Origin of the sequence: Salinibacterium sp. NG22 (assembly GCF_015864925.1) — a bacterium.
Classification (GTDB): Bacteria; Actinomycetota; Actinomycetes; order Actinomycetales; family Microbacteriaceae; genus Rhodoglobus.
In genome coordinates, this window is the sequence record NZ_JADYWG010000001.1 from 287,131 (window position 1) to 311,879 (window position 24,749).

Consider the following 24,749-nt stretch of genomic DNA (forward strand, 5'->3'; position numbering starts at 1 on the left):
GGCCGTTCCGGCCTCGAACAGTATAACGGCTAGGTGCCGACGTGCTTGGAGAAGCGCGAGATGCTGGCAAATTCCGCCACATCAAGGCTTGCACCGCCCACAAGAGCGCCGTCAATGTTGGGTTCGCGCATGAGGCTCGCAATGTTGCTTGACTTCACGGAACCGCCATAGAGGATTCGTGTGGCCGCAGCGACATCATCGCCGAGCACCTCAGCGAGGGTCTCGCGCAGTCGTGCCGCAACTTGCTCGGCCTGTTCAGGCGTCGCGGCCTTGCCCGAGCCGATAGCCCAGACGGGCTCGTAAGCAACTACGAGCTCTGGCGTGCCAGAGAGTCCAGCGAGTCCGGCCTTCAGCTGAGCGACGGGGACAGCACTAGGACCGTGAGCTTCGAGGTCATCCGCGGTCTCGCCGACGCACAGAACCGGCACGAGGCCGTGCTTCAGCGCTGCGGCAACCTTGCGAGCAAGCTGCTCATCGGTTTCTCCGTGCATCGTGCGACGCTCGGAGTGACCGACCAGCACATAGCGGCAGTCAAGCGATGACAGGAACGCACCGGAGATTTCTCCCGTGTATGCACCCGAATCATGTTCGGAAAGATCTTGGCCGCCGAAGCGTACGTCAAGCTTGTCCGCTGCGACGAGGGTTTGCACCGAACGCAGATCGGTGAACGGGGGAAACACCGCAACCTCTGCACCGTCGACACCAAAGTCGTGATTTGCATCTTTCAACGTCCATGCCAACTTCTGCACAAACGCGATTGACTGAAGATGGTCAAGATTCATCTTCCAATTGCCCGCAATAAGCGGGACGCGCTTTACCTTTGCCATCCAAGTACCTCCAGTCCGGGGAGCTGCTTGCCTTCGAGAAACTCGAGGCTCGCACCGCCACCCGTAGAAATGTGACCAAACTGGTCGTCGTCAAAACCTAATGCGCGAACGGCTGCGGCAGAATCGCCACCACCGACAACGCCGAATCCATCTGTCTCCGTGAGCGCTTGCGCGACTGCCTTCGTTCCTGCCGCAAATGCTGGGAACTCGAACACGCCCATAGGCCCGTTCCAGAAAACAGTCTTGGAGGCCCGAATTACTTCGGCGAATCGAGCTGCAGTGTCTGGCCCGATGTCGAGCCCGATGCCAGCAGCACCGAACTCGGTATCTTCGATCGCCTGAGCCGGCGTTACCGTGTGAGCGGCATCCGGTCCGAACGAAGCGGCCACTGCAATGTCTGTCGGAAGAACAATCTCGACACCCAGCTCTTCAGCCTGGGCGATATAGCCCCTGACTGTATCGAGCTGATCGTTCTCAAGGAGGCTAGCTCCAACCTTGTAGCCCTGCGCGGCAAGGAAGGTGAAGAGCATTCCGCCACCAACGAGCAACGAATCAACGCGCGGAAGAAGCGCGCCGATGACGTCGAGCTTGTCAGAAACTTTAGAACCGCCCAACACGACCGTGTAAGGACGCTCTGGGGTTACCGTGAGGCGCTCAAGAACGCCAAGTTCAGTCTCGATAAGCAAACCAGCAGCACTCGGGAGGGCTTTAGCCAACTCGAACACGCTTGCTTGCTTGCGATGAACTACTCCGAAACCGTCAGAGACGAACGCGTCGCCGAAGCGAGCGAGCTTGGCGGCAAACTCTTCACGTTCCGTCTCTGACTTTGAGGTTTCACCGGAGTTGAACCGCAGATTCTCCAACAGCGCTACGCCGCAATCGTCGAGCTCGGCAACCGCTTGCTCAGCGGCGTGCCCGACGGTGTCCTTAGCGAACACAACGGCTTTGCCCAACAGCTCCGAGAGCCGCTGTGCGACCGGCTCGAGGCTGTACTGAGCATCGGGCTCACCACCGGGGCGACCCAGGTGAGACACGATGACGACGCGAGCGCCCTCATTGATGAGTGCGTTGAGCGTGGGCAACGATGCACGAATGCGACCGTCATCCGTGATCTGGCCGTCCTTGAGGGGTACGTTCAGGTCGCAACGGACGATCACGCGCTTACCGCGCAAGTCGGGAAGCGTTGAAAGAGTTCTGAGGCTCATAGTCGTTGGATGTTAGAGGCGGGCGCCGACGTATTCTGCAACGTCAACGAGGCGGTTGGAGTAACCCCACTCGTTGTCGTACCACGAAGCGACCTTGACCTGGTTGCCAATGACCTTCGTCAGTCCTGCATCGAAGATCGACGAGTGTGGGTCGCCGACGATGTCGGTGGAAACGATGGGGTCCTCGGTGTACTTGAGGATGCCTTTGAGAGGGCCCTCAGCCGCGGCCTTGTACGCCGCGTTGACCTGCTCGACCGTAACTTCAGACGAAGTCGTGATGGTGAGGTCAGTGATCGAACCAGTGATGACGGGAACGCGAAGTGCATAACCATCGAGCTTGCCGACGAGCTCAGGGATGACCAAGCCGAGTGCCTTAGCTGCACCAGTCGACGTCGGGATGACGTTCTGCGCTGCTGCGCGAGCGCGGCGAAGGTCTCCGTGCGGGCCGTCCTGAAGGTTCTGATCTGCGGTGTACGCGTGAACAGTCGTCATGAACCCGGTGTCGATTCCGAAGTTGTCCATGAAGACCTTGGCCAACGGTGCGAGGCAGTTGGTCGTGCACGATGCGTTCGAGATGATGTTGTGAACGGCGGGGTCGTAGATTCCCTCGTTGACGCCGAGCACCAGAGTTGCTACGTCATCGCCCGAAGCCGGGGCCGAAACGATGACCTTCTTGGCACCAGCAGCGATGTGCTTCGCGGCATCCGCCGACTTGGTGAAGTGACCGGTCGACTCGATGACGATGTCGACGCCAAGCTCGCCCCACGGGAGGTTCGAGGGATCGCGCTCAGCGAAAACCTTGATTGCCTTGCCGTCGACGACGATCTGCTCGTCATCAAACGTAACCTCAGCGTTTAGACGACCAGTGATGGTGTCGTACTTGAGGAGATGAGCGAGGGTCTTGTTGTCTGTGAGGTCGTTGACCGCAACAATTTCAATGTTGCTGTCCTTAGCCATTGCCGCTCGAAAGAAGTTGCGACCGATGCGACCGAAACCATTAATACCGATTTTTACGCTCACTGTTGCTCCAGAAAATCAGGCGTCTAGGACGCGTCGTGCTGTAGTGGTGGGGGTGTTGCTTGGGTGGAGACTGGGCTAAAGCCGGGGCCTAACCCGGCCACGATGCCGCTACGAGAGTAGCAGCAGACCGTTTGTCTTCGAGCGCGCTGCGCTGAAGCGGTCCTGAACGTTGGCCCAGTCAACGATGTTCCAGAACGCCTTGACGTAGTCAGCACGCACGTTCTTGTAGTCGAGGTAGTAGGCGTGCTCCCACACATCAAGCATGAGGAGAGGAACGATGCCCGCAGGCAAGTTGCCCTGCTGGTCGAAGAACTGAACGATGATGAGGCGCTCACCGATGGAGTCCCAAGCCAACACTGCCCAGCCTGAACCCTGCACGCCCATAGCGGTCGCTGTGAAGTGTGCCGTGAACTTATCGAACGAGCCGAAGTGGTCGTCGATGGCGCTCTCAAGGTCGCCGGTGGGCTTGTCGCCACCGTTGGGCGACATGTTGGTCCAGAAAATGGAGTGGTTGATGTGTCCACCCAAGTTGAACGCGAGGTCCTTCTCGAGCTTGTTTACATTGGCGAGGTTTCCGGAATCGCGAGCTTCAGCAAGCCCGGCGATCGCAGCATTCGCACCAGTGACATATGCCTGGTGGTGCTTGCTGTGGTGCAACTCCATGATCATGGCGCTGATGCTTGGCTCAAGCGCGGAGTAGTCGTACGAAAGTTCTGGAAGCGTGTAATCAGCCATCGGAAGTCCTCCTAGGATCGTGATTCCTGCGCCGGCTGGCGAGCACGGTCAGGTGAGATACATCCAGTCTAACCACGTCCATCCGACGCACGTGTCGTATGGAGGGAACGCTAAGCCTCGTCCAACTCAGCGGGAAGGTTTGCTTCAGTACCGGCTACACCGAGGTCGCTTGCGCGCTTGTCCGCCATTGCCAGTAGCCGACGGATGCGGCCAGCAACAGCATCCTTCGTCATCGGCGGATCAGCATGGTGGCCTAATTCGTCCAGGCTTGAGTCTCGGTGGCTGAGGCGAAGTTCGCCGGCGTAACGCAGGTGCTGCGGCACGTCATCCCCCAGGATCTCAAGAGCGCGTTCGACGCGGGCGCACGCGGCAACAGCAGCTTGCGCCGAACGGCGAAGGTTCGCATCGTCAAAGTTCACTAGGCGGTTGGCGGTGGCGCGAACTTCGCGACGTTGACGCAATTCGTTCCAGCTCACCACAGTCGTCTCGGCGCCCATGATCGTGAGCATGGCGCTAATGGCTTCGCCATCGCGAACAACGACACGGTGAACACCGCGAACCTCGCGTGCCTTTGCGGCGACGCGGAGTCGACCTGCAGCGCCAACGAGCGCCATTGCGGCCTCGTTGCCAGGGCAGGTTACTTCGAGAGCGGCCGAGCGACCCGGGTCTGTGAGCGAGCCTGCCGCAAGAAACGCCCCACGCCAGACAGCAGCGAGTTCACCGCGGCCGCCAGTAGTCACGCGGTTCGGGAGGCCGCGGATGGGGCGGCGGCGGGCATCCAAAAGTCCAGTCTGGCGAGCGAGGGTCTCTCCCCCGTCGAGAACGCGCACCAGAAGATTGTTCGTACGCCGGCCACCGGAAGACGCAACGCGCGAAATCTCAGAGCGAACGCCGTACAGCTCAGCAATGTCGCGCCGCACACGGCGAGCGAGCAATTCGCTTTCCAGCTCAGATTCGACGGCGATACGTCCGGAAATCAGATGGAGACCACCCGAGAACCGCAAAATTGTTGCGAGCTCTGCAGCGCGCTCAGTCGTCTTGCCCAACTGAATTCGTGCCAGTTCGTCTTTGACTTCAGCAGTTAATGCCACTAACTGGCCTTCCTTCCAAGATGGCGGTTCTGTTGGATGAGCAATCTACTCTCGTCCACGGTCCCGATGCTTAATGCTTACGGCTACACCGGGCAGGCCGCTAAGAATAGCTGACAGCTCTTCGGCAATCGCAACCGAACGGTGTTTGCCACCAGTACAGCCGATCGCGATCGTTGCGTGTCTTTTATTCTCGCGCTGATACCCGGCGAATACAGGTTCGAGGGCTCGCGCATAATCTGCAACGAACTCCTGTGCTCCTGGCGCCCCAACGACATAGGCACGGACGCGTTCATCGAGTCCGTCTAATGCTTTGAGCTCGGGCACCCAAAAGGGATTAGGTAAGAATCTGCAGTCAGCAACCATGTCGGCGTCTGCTGGAAGTCCGTACTTAAATCCGAAGCTCTCAATAGTAATACGCAATCCAGCGTCGCTCTCCGCAGAGAACTTTTCGATGATGGTCATCGCCAACTGGTGGATGTTGAGGTCTGTAGTGTCGATGATGATGTCGCTACTGGAGCGAATCTCCGCCATACGGGTTCGTTCGGCAGCAATTCCATCGAGCGGGGTTCCCTCATCTTGGAGAGGGTGCGGCCGGCGGACCTGCTCAAAACGGCGAACCAGCGCGGCATCTTCGGCATCAAGAAAAAGAACCCGAAGAGAAGTGGAAGCACGGAGGGCCTCAATTGCATGCTGGGCATCCGAGAAGAGTTTGCCACCACGCACGTCGATAACCGCAGCCACGCGTGGGAGGGAATCTCCGGCGCGGTGAGCGAGGTCCACAAGAGGCAGAAGCATCTGAGGTGGCAAGTTATCTACGACATACCAGCCGAGATCCTCTAGCGCGTTGCCGACGGTCGAACGACCGGCGCCCGACATGCCAGTCACAATAAGAACTTCTTGCTGCTCTGTCACGGGTTTCATGGTGGCTTCAGACTACCTGAGCTAGCGCTGACCGAGCTTATCGATGATCGCGGCAGCAGTCGCCTCTCCGACTCCCGGGACCTCTGTGATCTGTTCGGGCGTTGCCGCCTTGAGCCGAGCGACGGAGCCAAAGTGCTGCAACAGCGCCTTGATGCGGGACGGGCCGAGGCCCGGAACAGTGGAGAGGATCGAGGAAATGTCCTTTGACCTTCGCTGACGCTGATGAGTAATTGCGGAGCGGTGCGCCTCATCGCGGATGCGTTGAATCAAAAAAAGCGCATCACTATTGCGGGGAAGAATAACCGGATACTCAGAGTCGGGCAGCCAGATCTCTTCTAGTCGCTTAGCAATTCCAGCGAGTTGGATACCGGAAACGCCGGACTCCTCGAGAGCGCGCTGTGCCGCTGAAACCTGCGGTTGCCCACCATCAACGATGAGCAATTGGGGCGGATAAGCAAACTTGGGAGAAGGAGCCACGACATCGGTCGCGAGCTCCGCAGAAACTGCGGCATCCTCATCGGGCTCCCCCGTACTGAGCGTCTTGTTGGGCGAAGTCGCCTGGGCTTCAGCGGCAGTGGGGACCGCATTCCCGGCGGCAAGATAGGCAAGCCGACGCGTGAGGACCTGGTAGATGGAATCAGTGTCGTCGGTGGTCTCGGGGATATTGAAACGCCGGTAGTGCTGCTTCTTGGGCAGTCCATCTTCGAAGACGACCATGGATGCAACCACATTCGTGCCTGAGAGGTGCGAAACGTCGAAACATTCCATCCGAAGCGGAGCCTCGGTCATTCCCAATGCTTCCTGGATATCTGCCAGCGCCTGCGAACGAGCAACGAAGTCGCCGCTCCGTTTCGACTTATAGAGCATGAGCGCGTTCTTAGCGTTTGTCTCCACGGTCTGTGCCAGTGACGCCTTTTCGCCCCGCTGCGCGACCCTCAAACGGACGCGCGCGCCCGGCCCACGGCGCTGCGCTAGCCACTCTTCCAGCGCAGTGCCGTCCTCTGGCAGCGCTGGCACGAGGACATCGCGCGGTGGGACGGTGTCGTCGTAGGCGTTCTGCAACACAGATTCGACCAGTCCGCCGAGTTCGACATCCAGTTCTTTATCGACGACCCATCCACGAACACCGCGAATTCGGCCGCCTCGAACAATGAACTGTTGCACGGCGGCTGCGAGCTCATCGTGCGCAATTCCGAAGAAATCGGCATCCACATCCTCGGACAACACGATCTGGTTTTTAGCGAGCGCTGTCTCCATCGCCCCAATTTGGTCACGATAGCGCGCGGCCGCCTCATACTCCTGAGTCGCTGCGGACTCTGCCATTTTGGCTTTGATTGAGTTGAGCATTCGAGAGTCGTTGCCTCCCATGAACGACGCAAAATCTAGTGCAATCGATTTATGCTCTTCGAGCGTCACTCGGCCGACACAGGGCGCCGCACACTTACCAATATCGCCGAGCAAGCAGGGGCGACCAGTTTGTTGGGCGCGCTTGTAGACCGACGTCGAGCAGCTGCGCATCGGGAAAGCTTTGAGCATCACATCGACCGTGTCGCGGATGGCCCACGCGCGCGAATAGGGGCCGAAGTATCGCGCATTGGGCAGGTTACGATTGCGCGTGACAAGCACCCGTGGAACAGGATCACCCATCGTGATCGCAAGGTACGGGTAGGACTTGTCGTCTTTGTACTGAACGTTAAACGGCGGATCGAACTCTTTGATCCAGGTGTATTCCAGCTGCAGCGCTTCAAAGTCATTGCCGACGATCGTCCACTCAACATTTGTTGCGGTGAGCACCATCCGTCGAGTGCGCTCGTGAAGAGTGGTCAGCGGTGCAAAGTAGTTGCTGAGACGGGCGCGCAAGTTCTTCGCTTTTCCCACGTAGAGCACGCGCTTCTTATCGTCGGTAAACCGATAAACGCCAGGCTGGTTAGGGATGTCTCCTGCGCGCGGGCGCCAAGGAACAGTGTTAGCCACCGTTGACTCCCAGCGGCCTAGACACGATTGCCACTCAATACTTCAGCCAAGAACTGGCCAGTGTGGCTTCCCGCGACCTTGGCGACCTTCTCGGGAGCTCCGACGGACAGCAGCTCTCCGCCGCCAGACCCGCCTTCGGGGCCGAGATCAATGAGCCAGTCAGCAGACTTAATGACATCAAGGTTGTGCTCGATCACGATGACAGTGTTTCCCTTATCAACGAGACCGTTGAGCACCAACAAGAGCTTGCGCACGTCTTCGAAGTGGAGACCTGTCGTTGGCTCATCGAGCACATAGACGCTGCGCCCCATCGATCGGCGCTGGAGCTCAGTAGCAAGCTTGACTCGTTGTGCCTCACCGCCCGAGAGAGTTGTCGCGCTCTGGCCGAGACGCACATAGCCAAGCCCGACCTCTTCGAGCGTCTTCAAGTAACGGTGAATGCTCGTGATTGCCTCGAAGAAGTCCGCGGCCTCACTGATCGGCATGTCGAGCACTTCAGCGATGTTCTTGGCCTTGTACTTTACGGCGAGGGTGTCGCGGTTATAGCGCGCTCCCCCGCACACTTCACACGCGACGTACACGTCGGGCAAGAAGTTCATCTCGATCTTGATAGTGCCGTCACCCGAACAGTTCTCGCAGCGACCGCCCTTGACGTTAAAGCTGAAGCGACCGGGCAAGTATCCTCGAGCTTTCGCATCCGCGGTCTCGGAGAACAACGTGCGGATCTTGTCGAAGACGCCCGTGTACGTGGCGGGATTGGATCGTGGAGTGCGTCCGATCGGGTTCTGGTCGACATGAACTACCTTGTCGAGGTTCTCGAGGCCCGTGACTCGCGTGTGCTTGCCTGGAATCTGGCGCGCACCGTTGAGTTCGTTGGCAAGGACCTTGTAGAGGATGTCGTTGACGAGGCTTGATTTTCCAGAACCACTGACGCCCGTGACCGCGGTGAACGTGCCAAGCGGGAATTTGACGGTGACGTTCTTGAGGTTGTTCGCCTTCGCTCCCTCAACGGTAATCTGGCGCGCCTTGTCAATCGGGCGACGCTTCTTCGGCGTTTCGATGGCCTTACGCCCCGACAGGTAGTCAGCGGTTATCGACCGTGTATTGGTGAGTAGCTCTTCGTAGGAACCGGAGTGAACGACTTCTCCACCGTGTTCGCCGGCGCCAGGCCCAATATCGACAACCCAATCGGCGGTGCGAATCGTATCTTCATCGTGCTCAACCACGATGAGGGTGTTGCCGAGGTTCTTGAGCTTGACGAGAGTTTCTATCAATCGTCGGTTGTCACGCTGGTGAAGTCCGATGCTGGGCTCGTCGAGCACATAGAGCACGCCAGTGAGACCGGAGCCAATTTGGGTCGCCAGACGAATGCGTTGCGCCTCGCCACCGCTCAATGTTGCGGCCGCACGTGCGAGGTTCAGATAGCTCAGGCCGACCTCGACCAAGAATTCTAGGCGCAATCGGATTTCGCGAAGCACTTGAGCAGCGATGTGGGCATCCCGCTCAGAGAGAACCAGTTCATTCATGAAGCCGTAGGCATCGATGAGGCTGAGCTCGCAGATGTCAGAAATGCTGTTGTCAGCGACAGTAACGGCCAAGACCTCTGGCTTCAAACGCTTGCCATCACATACGGGGCAGGGAATCTCGCGGAGGTACGCCGCATAGCGCTGGCGCTGAACATCTGTCTCCGCCTCGAGGTATTTGCGCTCGATGTAGGGAATCACTCCCTCAAACCCCGTGGAGTACTTCATCTCGCGCCCGTAGCGGTTTTTCCACTTAACGGACACCTTGAAATCGTTGCCTCGCAATACTGCTTCGCGAACATCTTCGGGGAGATCGCCCCACGGAGTGTCGAGCGAGAAATCAAGGTCGAGGGCTAGGCCGCCGAGCAACTTTTCGAAGTAGTTATAGAGACCCTTGCCCGAGTTCGTCCAGGGCAAGATTGCGCCCTCAGAGAGACTGACTGAATCATCGGCGATGAGGAGCTCTGCGTCGATCGACATGCGGGTACCGAGCCCCGAACACTCCGGGCACGCGCCGAAAGGGGCGTTGAATGAGAAGGTGCGTGGCTCGATTTCGGTGAGCTGGATGGGGTGATTATTGGGGCAGGACAGCTTCTCGGAGAACGAACGCCACGCGGCATCCCCCTCCTCGTCAACAAAGTTGATTGCGACAGTTCCGTCGGTGAGTCGCAGTGCGGTCTCGAGTGAATCGGTAAGGCGCGTAAGGATGTCGTCGCTTGCCACCAACCGGTCAACGACCACAGAAATATCGTGTTTGTACTGCTTCTTCAGCTTGGGAGGCTCGCTGAGCTGGATGACATCGCCATCCACGATGGCGCGGGAGTAACCGCTCGAGGCGAGCTCCGCGAAGAGATCAACGAACTCGCCCTTTTTCTGAGAAACGACGGGACTGACAATTTGATAGCGTGTGCCGCTCTCAAGCTTCATCAGTTGGTCGGCAATTTGTTGCACCGATTGGCGCTCAATCTTTTCGCCGCACACGGCGCAGTGCGGAACTCCGATGCGCGCCCACAACAGTCGCATGTAGTCGTAGATCTCTGTGATCGTTCCGACGGTTGACCGTGGGTTCCGGTTCGTGGATTTCTGGTCAATCGAGACCGCCGGGCTGAGTCCCTCAATGAAATCGACGTCTGGCCGATCGACCTGGCCTAGGAATTGACGCGCATAGGCCGAAAGCGATTCGACGTAGCGTCGCTGGCCCTCTGCGAAAATAGTGTCGAACGCGAGGCTCGATTTGCCTGACCCGGAAAGACCAGTGAAGACGACGAGAGAGTCGCGCGGAATCTCGAGGTCAACGTTCTTGAGATTGTGAACCCGAGCGCCACGGACGCTGAGGTGAGAATTAGGAATCGACTGTGCTGTAGTCACTCTTCCTATTCTACGGAAACCACTGACATTGTCTGGACGTTCGCCCAGCACAGAGTGCTCGTCCCCGCGATAATGGGTGAATGCACATTGCGCACGTTACGAGCTTTTACTCGGCACCAGCCTTATTGCCTTCAAGCGCTGTGCGTTCTCGTGGTCTGGCGTATCAGGCAGCCGGGCACGAGTTTTCCATCGTCATCCCCGGAGCCGAGTCATCGGTGACCTGGACCGAATACGGCACTGTGGTCACGGTCCCCGCTCGTGGCCGAGCATTATCCCGCGGATTCGTTCCTATCGCCAAAGCTGTGCGCCGTGCTCTCGAAAAACTTGTGCCCGATCAGATCGAAGTCGCCGACCGCCTCAGTGCTCGCGAACTGGGCGCGTGGGCTCGCGACAACCGTGTGCCGGCCGTGCTCCTCACGGACGATGACGAAGCCGAGTGGGCTACGGCACACACCCCACTGGGGTTCGATCAGGTCATTCACACGGGGGTAGTCGGCGCGCAGGGTTCCGATTCTGCGACCCTCGAAAACTCGCGCACGGCGACCGACCCTGCAACGGCGTTCGCTCCCGACAATCGCGTTGTGAGCATCCCGTCAGGGGTAAACGTCGAAGTGTTCTCTCCGCTGCGCCACAACAGCACTCTCCGCGACTCAAGCGGCGCCGAATTGGTCGTCGTATGTGCGGCGCCGCTCACCTCCTCGGGAGCGGTCTCAGTCGCGATCGACGCAGTGCGACACCGAGCTTCTCAGGGCGAGGACCTCCATTTGGTGATCTTGGGCGATGGCCCGCTGCGTGCCCGGCTCGAACGAAGTGCGGTGGGGATTTCACTTCAATTTCTGAGCGCGCACGATCTCACGCTGGTGGAGCGAGCAGAAGTCTTTGCGACTGCAGACCTTGCGATCGTCACAACAAACGGATCGTGCGCTCAGGCCATAGCTCTGGAATCCCTCGCTACGGGCACTCCCACGATTATCACTACCGCGAGCAAGGAGCACATTGCATTCGCCGATGGCGGTGGACTCACGGTGGCTCCGGATCTTACTCATATCGCTCACGCGCTCAGAGTTCTTGCCGATATCCCGGTAGAGGAACGACGTGGGGCGGCGCGAACGACCGCACTCCCCCACGACTCCTTCGCTCAGGAGCGCCGCATGATTGCGATGCACGAAACGCTGGCTACTACTTTAAATGACCAGCCTGCTCCATCTGGCGCAGTTCCTTCTTGAGTTCCTGAACTTCATCTCGTAATCGAGCAGCAAGCTCAAACTTCAACTCGGATGCCGCTTGAAGCATCTGTTCGTTGAGATCGCCAATGATATTTTCAAGATCATTTCCGCCGGCGGCAGCGATTCCTTCCCGCGCCAGTTTGGGCGTCGGAGTGCGTTTCTTGCCGTCACGATTGCGGGTCGCGAGCAGCTCTGCGGTGTCAGCGCCCTCACGGAGAAGGGCATCAGTGATGTCAGCAATTTTCTTGCGTAGCGGCTGGGGGTCAATACCGTGCTCGGTGTTGTATGCCACCTGCTTTTCGCGGCGACGATCAGTCTCCTCGATCGCAAACGCCATCGATCGCGTAATGACGTCGGCGTACATGTGAACCTCGCCGGAGACGTTTCGAGCGGCACGCCCGATGGTTTGAATGAGTGATGTGGACGACCGCAAGAAGCCTTCCTTGTCTGCATCCAGAATCGCGACGAGCGACACTTCGGGAAGGTCAAGCCCTTCCCGCAGGAGGTTGATGCCCACGAGCACGTCATAGATGCCCTGTCGGAGCTCGGTGAGTAGCTCCACGCGGCGTAGCGTGTCGACGTCAGAGTGCAAGTAGCGCACCCGAACACCATTCTCCGAAAGGAATTCGGTGAGTTCTTCAGCCATCTTCTTTGTGAGCGTGGTGACGAGCACACGCTCGTTCTTCTCGACGCGAAGCCTGATTTGTTCGAGAAGGTCGTCAATTTGACCCTTCGACGGCTTAACGACGATTTGCGGATCGATGAGTCCTGTCGGGCGGATCACCTGCTCGACAACGGAGTCAGTGATACCCATCTCGTATTTGCCCGGTGTCGCAGAAAGGTAGACCTTCTGGCCGGCACGCTCAAGAAACTCTTCCCATTTCAACGGGCGATTGTCGAGCGCGCTCGGGAGGCGGAACCCGTGTTCCACAAGAGTGCGCTTTCGTGAGGCATCGCCCTCGTACATGGCGCCGATCTGAGGCACCGTGACGTGCGACTCATCGAGCACCACGAGAAAATCATCCGGGAAGTAGTCGAGCAAACAGCTTGGTGGTTCGCCGGGTTGGCGCCCATCCATGTGGAGAGAATAGTTCTCAATGCCGTTGCAGAAACCGATCTGCTCCATCATTTCGATGTCGAAGGTCGTGCGCATACGCAAGCGTTGAGCTTCGAGGAGCTTTCCCTGACGCTCCAGCACGCCAAGCCGGTCGGCGAGCTCTTCCTGAATGGACACGATTGCGGTTTTGATCGTTTCGGGGCTTGCCGAATAGTGGGTGCCAGGGAACACCGACACCGAATCCATCTTCTTGACGATGTCGCCGGTCAACGGATGCAGGGAGTAGAGCGCCTCGATTTCGTCTCCGAACATCTCGATTCGGATAGCAAGCTCTTCATACACTGGAATGATCTCAATGGTGTCGCCGCGCACGCGGAAGTTTCCCCGCGAGAAGTCGTAGTCGTTGCGCTGATACTGCATTCCCACAAACTTGCGGATGAGCGTTTCGCGATCGATGCGCATTCCCACCTGCAGGGCGATCATCGCTTCAAGATAGGACTCAGCAGCGCCAAGCCCGTAAATGCTCGACACTGTGGAGACCACGACCGTGTCGCGGCGGCTGAGCAAAGAGTTGGTAGTGGAATGTCGCAGTCGCTCGACTTCGGCGTTGACCGACGAGTCCTTCTCGATAAAGGTATCTGTCTGCGGAATGTAGGCCTCGGGCTGGTAGTAGTCGTAGTACGAAACGAAATACTCCACCGCGTTGTTGGGCATCAAATCCCGGAACTCGTTGGCCAGTTGAGCGGCAAGAGTCTTGTTGTGGGACATGATGAGCGTTGGTCGCTGCACCTGTTCGATAAGCCATGCGGTTGTTGCCGACTTTCCCGTGCCGGTGGCGCCGAGCAGCACAATATCGGTTTCGCCGGCATTGATTCGCTGAGCAAGCTCGCGGATCGCCTGAGGCTGATCTCCGGAAGGTGAGTACTCGCTAATTACCTCAAAAGGACGTACTGAGCGAGTTGGTTCCATACCTCAAGTGTAGGCACCGGCACTGACAACGACCCGAAAACGGAGTCGCCAAGCGAACGCTTAGCGCGAACTCACTAATTGGTCGCGAAGCAACTGCCACACTTCGTCAGCGTGACGTTCTGTATCCGTCAAATCGGCTCCGGAATCCACGACGAAGTCGGCCACCGCTCTGCGATTGGCGCTCGACGCCTGAGACGCGACGCGCCCCTCTGCCTCACTGCGCGGCATGTTGCGGTGCTCGATCAAACGCTGAATGCGAGTTTCTGGATCAGCCTCAACCGTCACTACTGCCGAGAACTTATCGACGGGTTGACCCGACTCCACCAATAAGGGGATGTCGTACACAATCAGCGCCTCAGGGTCGCGATCGAAGGCGGCCGCGAAACGTTGCTGGGCGAGCCGACTGATCGCCGGATGGGTGATGCTATTGAGAGCCTGACGGGCATCCGGGTCGCCAAAAACGATGCTGCCGAGAGCCTGGCGGTTGAGAGATCCATCGTTGTGAAGGATGTCTGCACCAAAACGATCGACGATCGCGGCCAGCGCCGGAGAGCTTGGCTCAACCACTTCGCGGGCGAGAGCATCCGCGTCGACGACGACAGCTCCGTGTTCAGCCCACCGCTTAGCTACAGTCGACTTTCCCGAAGCAATCCCACCGGTGAGCGCTATCAAGTGCATTCCTCAATGCTAACCTCAGCCTGTTGAAAGGGAGAGCGGATGTTCGAAATACTCACCGGCAGCGGCCTCGCCGTTGCGGCTGGCCTCAACGCCTATATTCCGCTTCTCATATTGGGCATCGCCGGCCGAGTCTTTGACTTTGTAGAGCTGCCCGCCGCATGGTCGTGGCTCGAAAACCCCTGGGTGATCGCCGTTCTCGGGGTGCTGCTCGTCGTGGAAGTAATCGCCGACAAAGTGCCCGTCGTGGATTCCGTGAACGATTGGATTCAGACCATCGCGCGTCCCGCAGCAGGCGGTATCGCCTTCGGTACGGGTGCCGCTTCTGAGACAGCAGTGGTCACCGATCCAGCATCATTTTTCACGTCAGAGGCGTGGGTGCCCGTCGTTATCGGAATCATTCTTGCGTTCGGCACGCACGCCACCAAAATGGCTGCACGCCCTGTGCTCAACGCCGCTACTGCCGGAGCGGCTGCACCAGTGGTCAGCGCCGCAGAGGACATCAGTAGCGTACTGCTCAGTCTGATGGCGCTCATTGTTCCTGTCATCGGAACGCTTGCCCTCATCGGGCTCGTGGCGTGGCTGGTTGCACGAGTTCGACGAGCGCGACGCGCCACAAAGCGCACAACCTAGGCACCCCGCTCAGGCTCGCCAGCTGAGCAGAGCACTCCCCCGCCCGATTGCCGCCGATCATTCAGCGGACAGCCGTGGCTCGTTAACTGAGTGTGGCCAGCCTCCCGAAGGAGACTGGCCACACTGTTCAGCTAAGTGCTACTAGTTGTTGCTCGAGAGCTTCTCGCGCAGAGCGGCGAGAGTCTCGTCGTCTGCGAGCGTGCCCGCGCCTGCACTCGTTGCAGCGTCGTCGTTGGAGAACGACGATGCTCCGGCGGGTGCACTGCTGATCGACTCTTCCTGAATCGCTGCGGCGGCAACCTGCTTCTTGTGCTGTTCCCAACGCGCCTGGGCTGCAGCATAGTCCTGCTCCCACTTCTCGCGCTGTGACTCGAAGCCATCTTTCCACTCGTTGGTCTCGGGGTCGAAACCATCGGGGTACTTGTAGTTGCCCTGGTCGTCGTACTCGGTGAGCATTCCGTAGAGTGCCGGGTCGAACTCGGTACCCTCGGGGTCAACACCCTCGTTAGCCTGCTTGAGGCTAAGCGAGATGCGACGACGCTCGAGGTCGATGTCGATGACCTTGACGAATACTTCGTCGCCGACCGAAACAACCTGCTCGGCGAGTTCAACGTGCTTACCCGAAAGCTCGGAGATGTGCACGAGGCCCTCGATGCCGTCTGCGACGCGAACGAACGCACCGAACGGAACGAGCTTGGTGACCTTACCGGGAGCAACCTGTCCGATTGCGTGGGTGCGGGCGAATACCTGCCACGGGTCTTCCTGCGTTGCCTTGAGCGACAGCGACACGCGCTCGCGCTCGAGGTCAACCTCAAGGATCTCAACCGTAACTTCCTGGCCAACTTCAACAACTTCTGAAGCGTGCTCGATGTGCTTCCACGAGAGCTCAGAAACGTGGACGAGGCCGTCTACGCCACCGAGGTCAACGAACGCACCGAAGTTGACGATCGACGACACGACACCCTTGCGAACCTGGCCCTTGGCGAGGTTGTTGAGGAACGAAGTGCGGCTAGCCGACTGCGTCTCTTCGAGGAGTGCGCGGCGCGACAGAACAACGTTGTTGCGGTTCTTGTCGAGCTCGAGGATCTTGGCTTCGATCTCCTGGCCGAGGTACGGCGTGAGGTCACGAACGCGGCGAAGCTCGATGAGCGATGCGGGGAGGAATCCACGAAGTCCGATGTCGACGATGAGTCCACCCTTGACAACCTCGATGACCGAACCGGTGACAACGCCATCCGATTCCTTGATCTTCTCGACGTCGCCCCATGCACGCTCGTACTGTGCGCGCTTCTTGGAGAGGATGAGGCGGCCTTCTTTGTCTTCTTTCTGAAGAACGAGGGCCTCAACGGTGTCACCAACGTTGACAACCTCAGTGGGGTCAACGTCGTGCTTGATGGAAAGTTCACGAGAGGGGATAACACCCTCAGTCTTGTAACCGACGTCGAGGAGAACCTCGTCACGGTCGATCTTGACGACGGTACCTTCGATAAGGTCACCATCGTTGAAGAACTTCAGCGTCTTTTCGACTGCGGCGAGGAAATCTTCAGCAGATCCGATGTCATTGATGGCGACCTGCTTGGGTGCCTTGTCAGTCGTTGCGTTTGTCATGTAGTAGTTGCTCCGGTATGGGTCACGCTTCGAAAAGCGCATAATTGGGCCGACGGCGAAATGAATCTGTGTGCTCGCTGCAGGCAGGCGAATAAGAAGTCACAAATGCGACACTCCAGCCTAGCGCTTCGACGGCGGTAAAACCAACCACTTATCAGCCGTGTTTCGAGGTATCTCGTGCTGCGGGATTCCTCAGACCTCTCGAGCGAAAATCCTGCCGAGGATCAGCGTGCCGTGTAGGGGGCCAGAAGCGCGGCCCGAAGGGTATCCAGCCCAACGCCACCCACATTGAGGGCACGACGGTGGAACTCACGAAGTGAGAAATCAGCGCCCTCAATGGCACTGCACTCATCGCGCAGCTGCTCCCAGATGCGCTGCCCCACCTTGTATGACGGTGCCTGTCCTGGCCAACCGAAATAACGGTTCACTTCGAAGCAAACATTGGCGGGATCTAACGTGACGTTGTTCGTCATGAAATCGAGAGCATAATCCCAATCCCAGACGCCCGAACCAGTGAGCTTGGGCTTGCCGAGATGGACACCGATGTCGAGAACGACGCGGGCAGCACGCATCCGCTGACCATCGAGCATCCCGAGTCGATTGGCAGGGTCGTCGAGGAAACCGAGGTCCGCCATCAGCCGCTCAGCATAGAGCGCCCATCCCTCGGCATGGCCAGAGGTTCCCGACAGCTGCCGACGGTAGGTATTCAGCTGATCGCGGTTATAGACGGCTTGGGCAATCTGAAGGTGATGCCCGGGAACGCCCTCGTGATACACGGTTGTCGCCTCGCGCCACGTGGTGAACTCAGTGACCGATTCCGGCACAGACCACCACATGCGACCCGGCCTCGAAAAGTCATCGCTCGGCCCCGTGTAATAGATGATTCCGTCGTGAGTCGGCGCAATCATGCACTCCAACGCGCGCATGGGCTCTGCGATATCAAAGTGGGTGCCTGCCAACGCTTCGATGGCTTCATCGCTGAGCTGCTGCATCCACCTCTGCAGGGCATCGGTGCCGTGCAGCGTTCGCGAAGGGTCAGAGTCAAGAAGCTCGATTGCTTCGTCGATGGATGCTCCCGGCTTGATCTCGTTCGCGATCTGCTTTTGCTCAGCAGTCATGCGCGCCAGTTCCTCAATCCCCCACTCATAGGTTTCATCGAGGTCGACCGTGGCACCGAGGAAGCGTTGAGACTGCAACGCGTAAAGCTCGCGTCCAAAAGCGTCCTGAGGTGTCGCCCGCGGAGCAAGCTCGTCACTCAAAAAACGCTCAAGTTGCTGATAACTGGATGCCGCAACGGCAGCGCCATCAGCCAGCGCTGCTTGGAGAGCGCTGTCGCCGCCCACAGCCTCAGCCTGCGCAATGAACGACTCGAAGAATCCTCCGGGGGCTGAGATCTGGCGGGCTTGCGCCACAACTTCGGCAACCTGACGCTGCGCAGGAACCACTGCCCCATCCATACCGTGACGAAGAGTGGCGATGTAGCCATTGATCGCCTCCGGAATATTGTGCAGGCGCTCCGCAATCACGGACCAATCTTCGCTCGATGCGGTCGGCATCAGATCGAGAACGCCACGAATCTCTTGGGCGGGACTCGCCAGATTATTAAGATCGCGCTTCCACAATTGCGCGGCATCGGACTCTAGATCGAGCTTCAGAGTGGAGACCATGTCGGACTTTGTAACGAGATCAACGTCATCCATCACCGGTGCGGCTTCGAGCCGAGCAAGAATGTCCCTGGTCGACGCCACAACATGAGCATGCCCTTCGGGCGAATAGTCGGCATACCCCGAGTGCTGTCCCGGCGAACCGATATACGTTCCGATGGTCGGGTCTAGTTCAACCAGAGTGGTGACCCATTCCTCAGCAATCGCATCGAGCGGCGTAGCCTGCCGACCCGAGGTTGCAGCTTCAGAAGTAGAGGGCGTCAAATCGGACATCGTTGTCTGGCTCCTTGATTGATCGTCGGGAATTGATGGGGCGGGCAATCCGCCCCGAGGTCACGCTAGGGCCTATCGAGTTCGCGTTCGAGCAGCTCGGCGAGGGACGCCAAGACGGACTCCGCCGCCTCGTCGTCTGAGCTGAGAGTGATGACATCGCCATAGCCGATACCCATCGCGAGCACGCCGAGGATACTGCCGGCGTTGATCGTTGAGCCCGCGGCATCCGTCAGCATCACCGTGATTCCGCACTGCGCAACGGCATGCGTGAAGACAGAAGCGGGACGCGCGTGCAGGCCAACCCGTGAACCAATCACTACCGTTGTGCTACTCACCGCTGCTCCTTTGTGGGGTGCTCTGAGAGTGGATGCCGCACGGTGCGAGCCTAATGTGCCGCCGAATCCCAGTTGTGACCGGTGCCGATCTGCACATCAAGCGGAACCGACAGGGTTGCAGCCCCTGACATTCGCTCATGAACAATAGTAGTCATTCGCTCGAGCTCACCTCCAGCGATTTCGAACACCAATTCGTCGTGCACCTGAAGCAACATTCGTGACTTCAGGCCCTCCTCACGGATATCGCCATCGATCTGAAGCATGGCCCGCTTGAGGATGTCTGCTGCCGAGCCCTGGATGGGCGAATTGAGTGCCTGACGTTCCGCGTTATCGCGCAACACTCGGTTCTTTGACGTGAGATCTCCGAAAGGCCGACGGCGGCCGAAAATCGTTGTGGTGTACCCATCAACTCGGGCCTGCTCGACAACGTTGCGGAGGTAGTCCCGCACCGCGCCAAACCGCGCGAAGTAATCCGTCATGAGTGCTTTGGCTTCGCTCGTCTCGATACGAAGCTGTTTGCTCAGGCCAAACGCGCTCAGCCCGTATGCCAAGCCGTAGGACATTGCCTTCACCTTGGTACGCATTTCGGGAGTGACATCGGCCGGCTCAACGCCGAAGATGCGAGAGCCAACGAAGCGGTGAAGATCTTCGCCCTCGTTGAAAGCCTGAATGAGCCCCTCATCGCCCGAAAGGTGCGCCATGATGCGCATTTCGATCTGTGAATAGTCAGCGGTGAGAAGCGTGTCATACCCCTCTCCCGCTTCGAAAGCAGCACGAATCTGGCGCCCGGTTGCCGTCTTGACTGGCACGTTCTGCAGGTTTGGATCGTTCGAGGCGATTCGGCCGGTGCTCGAGCCGGCCTGCTCGTACGTGGTGTGCACCCGGCCCGACGCATCGATAGCTTTCTCAATGCCGGTGATGATCTGCACGAGCTTGGTGGCATCGCGGTGCTGCAAGAGCAAGTCGAGGAACGGATGCGGTGCTTGTTCCTGGAGGTCAGCCAAGCTCGCGGCATCCGTCGAGAAGCCCGTCTTGTTCGCGCGAGTCTTGGGCATCTCAAGCTGCGTGAAGAGAACCTCTTGCAATTGCTTGGGGCTACCGAGATTGATCTCGCGACCGATGACCTCGAACGCATTGCGGGCGACATCGGCCGCGGTCGTGCTGAGGGAGCTACTGAGGTCGTCAAGCAACTGGCGGTTGACCGCAATGCCCGTGCGTTCCATTTGAGCAAAGACAGGCACGAGCGGCATCTCAATATCGGTGAGCACAGCCAGAGAGCCCTCGTCGAGGCGCCCAGCAAGGTAAGCAGCCAAGCGAACGACGTACCACGACTTGGTGGCGGGACTCAGTTCTTCAGTCTCCGGAACCAACTGGTTGGGGTCGCCCTGCTCGATGGTTTCGCCGAGGTAGTTGTACACCTGAGACTCAAGCTCTTCAGGCTTGCCGCCCGGCTTCAAGAGCCACGACGCGAGCGTTGTGTCGAACGCCACGCCCGCGATCGTTAGGCCGCAGTTGGCGGCAATTTTGAGCTGGGACTTAGCGGAGTGCATGTACTTGGGGGCGTCACTTGCGAGCCACTGCGTGAGCGCGTCATAGTCAGGGCGATCCGCCGCCCACGGCACAAAGGCTGTCTCTGAGACCGTCGCAAGACCAAGACCGGTGACAACGCCATCAACACTCGCGATGGTGAGCCCCAGCGGTGACGTACTGCCGTTGCTATTGGTCGCAATCCACTTGGCCAACTCTTCGTCAACCATGGTACGCACGGCAGGAATAGCTGCAGCATCGTCAGGAGCGCTCGCTGCTGACGACGATTGCGCATCACCGCCGCCTTCGACCGCAGAAATCTTCATCACGCGCTGCAAGAGCGTCTTGAACTGCAGGCGATCGAACACCTCACGTACAGCAGCCTCGTCGATCGCACGGCGATCGAGATCGCCGACATTGACCGGAAGCTCAACATCGGTGAGCAAGTGGTTGAGCTTGCGGTTGCGAACGGGGCGATCAATCTGATCACGAAGGTTCTGGCCTACAACGCCCTTGATCTCCTCGGCGTGAGCCAACACCTCATCGAGAGAGCCGTAGAGGTTGATCCACTTGACTGCAGTCTTCTCCCCCACCTTGTCGACGCCGATCAGGTTGTCGCTGGTTTCCCCGACAAGAGCTGCGACATCCGGATACTGGTGAGGCTCGATGCCGTACCGCTCGAAAACCGCGTCACGGTCGTAACGCTTGAGTTCAGAAACACCGCGAGCATTCGGATACAGCAGGGTGACGTTGTCGTTGACCATCTGAATGGCATCGCGGTCACCGGAGACCACTAGAACGCGGAAGCCGTTCTCTGAGCCCTCGTGCGCCAAGGTGGCGAGGATGTCGTCAGCCTCGTAGTCCTCTTTGCTCAGAGTTTGGATGCCCATCGCCTTGAGGGCCTCTTCGAGCAAGGGAATCTGCCCCACGAACTCCACCGGCGTTTCGCCACGGGTTCCCTTGTACTCGGGATACTCCCGCGTACGGAATGAGTACCGTGAAATATCGAAGGCAACGGCCAAATGCGTAGGTTTCTCGTTCTGCAAGAGAGAAATCAGCATCGACAAGAAACCGTGGATGGCATTGGTGTGCTGCCCCTCGCGGTTCTGAAAACTGTCGACGGGGAGCGCATAAAAGGCTCGGAAGGCCAACGAGTGGCCATCAATGATCATAAGAGTAGGCTTTTGGGAATCCGACACGGAGCCAGCCTAGCCGCGGCTGCCGACAGCGGAAACGGCCGAATGCGAAGGACACCCTCTGTGAAGTACCCCGATGACCTCGATCCCGAACTATTTGCGCGAATTGTCGAGTCAGGGGGCGGCTCTCTCACGCGAAAAATGGGTATTGAGTTTCTCGAACTTGGCGCAGAGCGATCCGTCGCAACGATGCCCGTTGAAGGCAACACTCAAGTGATCGGCATCCTGCACGGAGGCGCTCACGTCGTGCTCGGCGAGTCCCTCGGATCAATTTCGTCGGCGATCCACGCCGGCCCTGGTCGTGTCGCGATGGGAATCGAAATCAACGCGACCCACAGCCGCTCCGTGCGCTCGGGCATCGTCACCGCTACCTGCACCGCGATCGCCCTCGGGCGCACTCTAGCGACACATGAAATCGTTATCCGCGATGAGGAAGAACGTCGGCTCTCCACCATCCGGATTACGAACATCCTGAAAGATCGCCCAACCGCGTAGCGACGGGCGTGTCGAAACCCCGCTAGGAGTTCTCAGCGGCGTTGAGAGCCCGCAACTGAACCCCAGAGGAGAAGGTGCGGGCGCCTGCTACTTTTTGGCGCTGAGCTGGTCGATGATGGCCTGAGACACATCGTGCATCGTCAGGCGGCGATCCATGGATGCCTTCTGAATCCAACGGAAAGCGTCAGGCTCGCTGAGCCCCATCTTCTCGTTCAGCAGTCCCTTAGCGCGGTCGACGAGCTTGCGGGTCTCGAAACGCTCAACCAGGTCGCTCACTTCAGCCTCGAGGGTGAGGATCTGTGTGTAACGGCTGAGAGCGATCTCGATTGCCGGAAGAAGATCGTTCGGGGTGAAGGGCTTGACCACGTAGGCCAGCGCTCCGGCCTCAGAAGCCCGCTCTACGAGTTCTTTCTGGCTAAAGGCAGTCAGCAGTACGACAGGGGCGATGTGGTTGGCGCTGAGGCGCTCCGCAGCGGAGATTCCGTCGAGCTGAGGCATCTTGACATCCATGATGACCAGGTCGGGGCGAAGCTCGGTAGCGAGCGCAACAGCAGTCTCGCCGTCACCCGCTTCTCCGACAACCTCGTAGCCGGCATCCCGCAGGATTTCGACAATGTCCATGCGGATGAGCGACTCATCTTCGGCAACGACAACGCGGCGGGGAGCAGTTTGATTGGTGTTTTGGTCAGTCACAAGTGCAAGCCTACGGTATTCTATTCAGCGTTGTAGTCAGCCGAATTGGCGGAATGGTAGACGCGGAGCACTCAAAATGCTTTGTTCGAAAGGACGTGTGGGTTCGAGTCCCACATTCGGCACAACATTTACACGAAAAACCGGGAGCAGCACGTGCTCCCGGTTTTTCTTGTTAACGACAGCAGCGGCACGAACCCGAGAGTTCGCGCCGCTGCTGGGCGTTTATTAGTGCGCTGACGCTACTTCGTAGCCCACGCGGGTGCCTTGGCGTTCACGGCATCGCCGATCACGTGCACTCGCAGGTCGTTAGTGGAACCCGAAATTCCGGGAGGGGATCCCGAAATCACGACGACCTTGTCGCCAACCTCAGCGAGTTCTTGGCCAAGCAGAAGTTCGTCTACCTGGCGATACATTTCATCGGTGTGCGTAACGCGGTCAACGATGAACGACTCAATGCCCCAAATCAGCGACATGCGACGCTGGATTTCTGGACTCGGAGTGAACGCCTTCATAGGGATCCGGAAGCGCAAACGCGACATACGACGCGCAGAGTCTCCCGACTCCGTGAAGACACAGACGAACTTCGCCTCAACGAATGAAGCGACCTCGGCTGCCGCAAGAGTAATCGCACCACTCTGAGTCTTGGGCTTGGTGCCCAGCTTTGCGATGCGGTCGAGACCGTGCTCTTCCGTGGACTCAACGATTTTCGCCATGGTCTGAACGGTAATCACGGGGTACTCCCCCACGCTAGTCTCACCGCTGAGCATGACGGCATCAGCACCATCGAGAATTGCGTTCGCGACGTCAGATGTTTCAGCACGGGTCGGCACGGGGCTGGAAATCATCGACTCAAGCATCTGAGTCGCGACAATTACCGGCTTCGCCATGCGACGCGCGAGTTCAACGGTGCGCTTCTGCACAATCGGAACAGCCTCGAGAGGAAGCTCTACGCCCAGGTCACCACGGGCAACCATGATGGCGTCGAACGCATCGATGATCGCTTCGAGGTGGTCGACGGCCTGAGGCTTCTCGATCTTTGCGATGACGGGAACCCGACGGCCCTCTTCGTCCATAATCTCGTGGACGCGAACAATGTCTTCTGCGTTGCGCACGAAAGAAAGAGCAATGAGGTCTGCGCCGAGCTTGAGGCCCCAGCGCAGGTCGTCTTCATCCTTCTCTGACAGAGCAGGAACATTGACCGCAACTCCGGGAAGGTTGATGCCCTTGTTGTTAGAAACCGCACCGGCGACGATGACCTCAGTTGTGACAACCGTGTCAGTCGCGCTCACGACCTTAACTTTGACCTTGCCGTCATCAATGAGCAAGAAGTCACCGGGAGCAACGTCCTGAGGAAGACCCTTGAACGTGGTGCCGCAAATCTCGCGGTTACCCACGATGTCGTCGATAGTGATCTTGAAGATGTCGCCGACCGCGAGGTCGTAGGGGCCGTCCTCAAACTTTCCGAGACGAATCTTGGGACCCTGGAGGTCAACCATCACCGCTACCGGCTTGCCGGCATCCTCAGCGGCGCGACGAACGTTCGCGTACACCTCTTCGTGGACGGCGTAGCTTCCATGGCTGAGGTTCATCCGGGCAACATCGACACCTGCATCGATGATTGCTCTGATGTTCTCGTAGCTCGACGTAGCCGGGCCGAGTGTCGCGACGATTTTTGCGCGTCTCATAACTTCCTTTGACGGGTTAGTGGTGGTGGTAGTGGTGGTGGTGGAACTT

At 58.7% G+C, this 24,749-nt stretch carries 19 protein-coding genes and 1 tRNA gene; 4 read left to right on the top strand and 16 right to left on the bottom strand.

Annotated features, from left to right (window positions below; genetic code table 11):
* Positions 1–29 precede the first annotated feature (29 nt).
* From tpiA to uvrA, 8 genes are all read right to left on the bottom strand, one after another.
* Entirely contained in the window at positions 30–827 is a 798-nt protein-coding gene (tpiA, locus tag I6E81_RS01460) for a triose-phosphate isomerase (RefSeq protein WP_197105649.1), read from the bottom strand.
* Positions 815–2,032 (bottom strand): phosphoglycerate kinase, encoded by a 1,218-nt coding sequence (pgk, locus tag I6E81_RS01465; protein WP_197105650.1) that lies wholly within the window; start codon positions 2,030–2,032, stop codon positions 815–817. Before pgk ends, tpiA begins: the two co-directional genes overlap by 13 nt.
* Before the next feature lie 12 nt (positions 2,033–2,044).
* Complete coding sequence (gap, locus tag I6E81_RS01470) at positions 2,045–3,052, bottom strand: type I glyceraldehyde-3-phosphate dehydrogenase (RefSeq protein ID WP_197105651.1); 1,008 nt, start codon at positions 3,050–3,052, stop codon at positions 2,045–2,047.
* A 108-nt stretch (positions 3,053–3,160) separates the two neighbouring features.
* Entirely contained in the window at positions 3,161–3,787 is a 627-nt protein-coding gene (locus tag I6E81_RS01475; RefSeq protein ID WP_197105652.1) for a superoxide dismutase, read from the bottom strand.
* A gap of 110 nt (positions 3,788–3,897) precedes the next feature.
* The gene (whiA, locus tag I6E81_RS01480) at positions 3,898–4,878 is read right to left on the bottom strand and encodes a DNA-binding protein WhiA (protein ID WP_197105653.1); all 981 of its coding nucleotides are present in this window, start codon (positions 4,876–4,878) and stop codon (positions 3,898–3,900) included.
* A gap of 45 nt (positions 4,879–4,923) precedes the next feature.
* A complete protein-coding gene (gene rapZ / locus I6E81_RS01485; RefSeq protein WP_197105654.1) occupies positions 4,924–5,799 on the bottom strand; it encodes an RNase adapter RapZ in 876 nt (291 codons plus the stop codon).
* Positions 5,800–5,820: 21 nt separating this feature from the next.
* Entirely contained in the window at positions 5,821–7,773 is a 1,953-nt protein-coding gene (gene uvrC, locus I6E81_RS01490) for an excinuclease ABC subunit UvrC (protein ID WP_197105655.1), read from the bottom strand.
* 17 nt (positions 7,774–7,790) lie between these two features.
* Positions 7,791–10,664, bottom strand: coding sequence for an excinuclease ABC subunit UvrA (gene uvrA, locus I6E81_RS01495; protein WP_197105656.1), 2,874 nt, complete (start codon positions 10,662–10,664; stop codon positions 7,791–7,793).
* Between the two features lie 80 nt (positions 10,665–10,744).
* Here uvrA and I6E81_RS01500 point away from each other — a divergent pair, with 80 nt between their 5' ends.
* On the top strand, positions 10,745–11,890 hold the full coding sequence (locus I6E81_RS01500; RefSeq protein ID WP_197105657.1) for a glycosyltransferase: 1,146 nt from the start codon (positions 10,745–10,747) through the stop codon (positions 11,888–11,890).
* On the opposite strand, the gene uvrB is transcribed toward I6E81_RS01500, so the two are convergent.
* On the bottom strand, positions 11,844–13,916 hold the full coding sequence (gene uvrB, locus I6E81_RS01505) for an excinuclease ABC subunit UvrB (protein WP_197105658.1): 2,073 nt from the start codon (positions 13,914–13,916) through the stop codon (positions 11,844–11,846). The genes I6E81_RS01500 and uvrB overlap by 47 nt on opposite strands.
* A gap of 60 nt (positions 13,917–13,976) precedes the next feature.
* The gene (gene coaE / locus I6E81_RS01510) at positions 13,977–14,594 is read right to left on the bottom strand and encodes a dephospho-CoA kinase (RefSeq protein WP_197105659.1); all 618 of its coding nucleotides are present in this window, start codon (positions 14,592–14,594) and stop codon (positions 13,977–13,979) included.
* Between the two features lie 39 nt (positions 14,595–14,633).
* Between coaE and I6E81_RS01515 the strand changes: the two genes are divergently transcribed.
* Complete coding sequence (locus tag I6E81_RS01515) at positions 14,634–15,224, top strand: DUF4126 domain-containing protein (protein ID WP_197105660.1); 591 nt, start codon at positions 14,634–14,636, stop codon at positions 15,222–15,224.
* A gap of 141 nt (positions 15,225–15,365) precedes the next feature.
* On the opposite strand, the gene rpsA is transcribed toward I6E81_RS01515, so the two are convergent.
* The 4 genes from rpsA to polA form a co-directional block, all read right to left on the bottom strand.
* Positions 15,366–16,832: a 30S ribosomal protein S1 gene (gene rpsA, locus I6E81_RS01520; protein WP_197105661.1), complete on the bottom strand. Its 1,467-nt coding sequence runs from the start codon at positions 16,830–16,832 to the stop codon at positions 15,366–15,368.
* Between the two features lie 224 nt (positions 16,833–17,056).
* Positions 17,057–18,769 carry a DUF885 domain-containing protein gene (locus I6E81_RS01525; protein WP_197105662.1) on the bottom strand — a complete coding sequence of 571 codons (1,713 nt, stop codon included), beginning with the start codon at positions 18,767–18,769 and terminating at the stop codon, positions 17,057–17,059.
* 65 nt (positions 18,770–18,834) lie between these two features.
* Positions 18,835–19,104: an HPr family phosphocarrier protein gene (locus I6E81_RS01530; RefSeq protein ID WP_197105663.1), complete on the bottom strand. Its 270-nt coding sequence runs from the start codon at positions 19,102–19,104 to the stop codon at positions 18,835–18,837.
* 50 nt (positions 19,105–19,154) lie between these two features.
* The gene (polA, locus tag I6E81_RS01535; RefSeq protein WP_231603837.1) at positions 19,155–21,803 is read right to left on the bottom strand and encodes a DNA polymerase I; all 2,649 of its coding nucleotides are present in this window, start codon (positions 21,801–21,803) and stop codon (positions 19,155–19,157) included.
* 87 nt (positions 21,804–21,890) lie between these two features.
* On the opposite strand from polA, the gene I6E81_RS01540 reads away from it, so the two are divergent.
* Entirely contained in the window at positions 21,891–22,322 is a 432-nt protein-coding gene (locus tag I6E81_RS01540; RefSeq protein ID WP_307784078.1) for a hotdog fold thioesterase, read from the top strand.
* Positions 22,323–22,409: 87 nt separating this feature from the next.
* Here I6E81_RS01540 and I6E81_RS01545 read toward each other — a convergent pair whose 3' ends face one another.
* A complete protein-coding gene (locus I6E81_RS01545; protein ID WP_197105666.1) occupies positions 22,410–23,015 on the bottom strand; it encodes an ANTAR domain-containing response regulator in 606 nt (201 codons plus the stop codon).
* 39 nt (positions 23,016–23,054) lie between these two features.
* Here I6E81_RS01545 and I6E81_RS01550 point away from each other — a divergent pair.
* Positions 23,055–23,137, top strand: a tRNA-Leu gene (locus tag I6E81_RS01550).
* A 117-nt stretch (positions 23,138–23,254) separates the two neighbouring features.
* Here I6E81_RS01550 and pyk read toward each other — a convergent pair.
* Complete coding sequence (pyk, locus tag I6E81_RS01555) at positions 23,255–24,700, bottom strand: pyruvate kinase (RefSeq protein WP_197105667.1); 1,446 nt, start codon at positions 24,698–24,700, stop codon at positions 23,255–23,257.
* Positions 24,701–24,749: the final 49 nt, after the last annotated feature.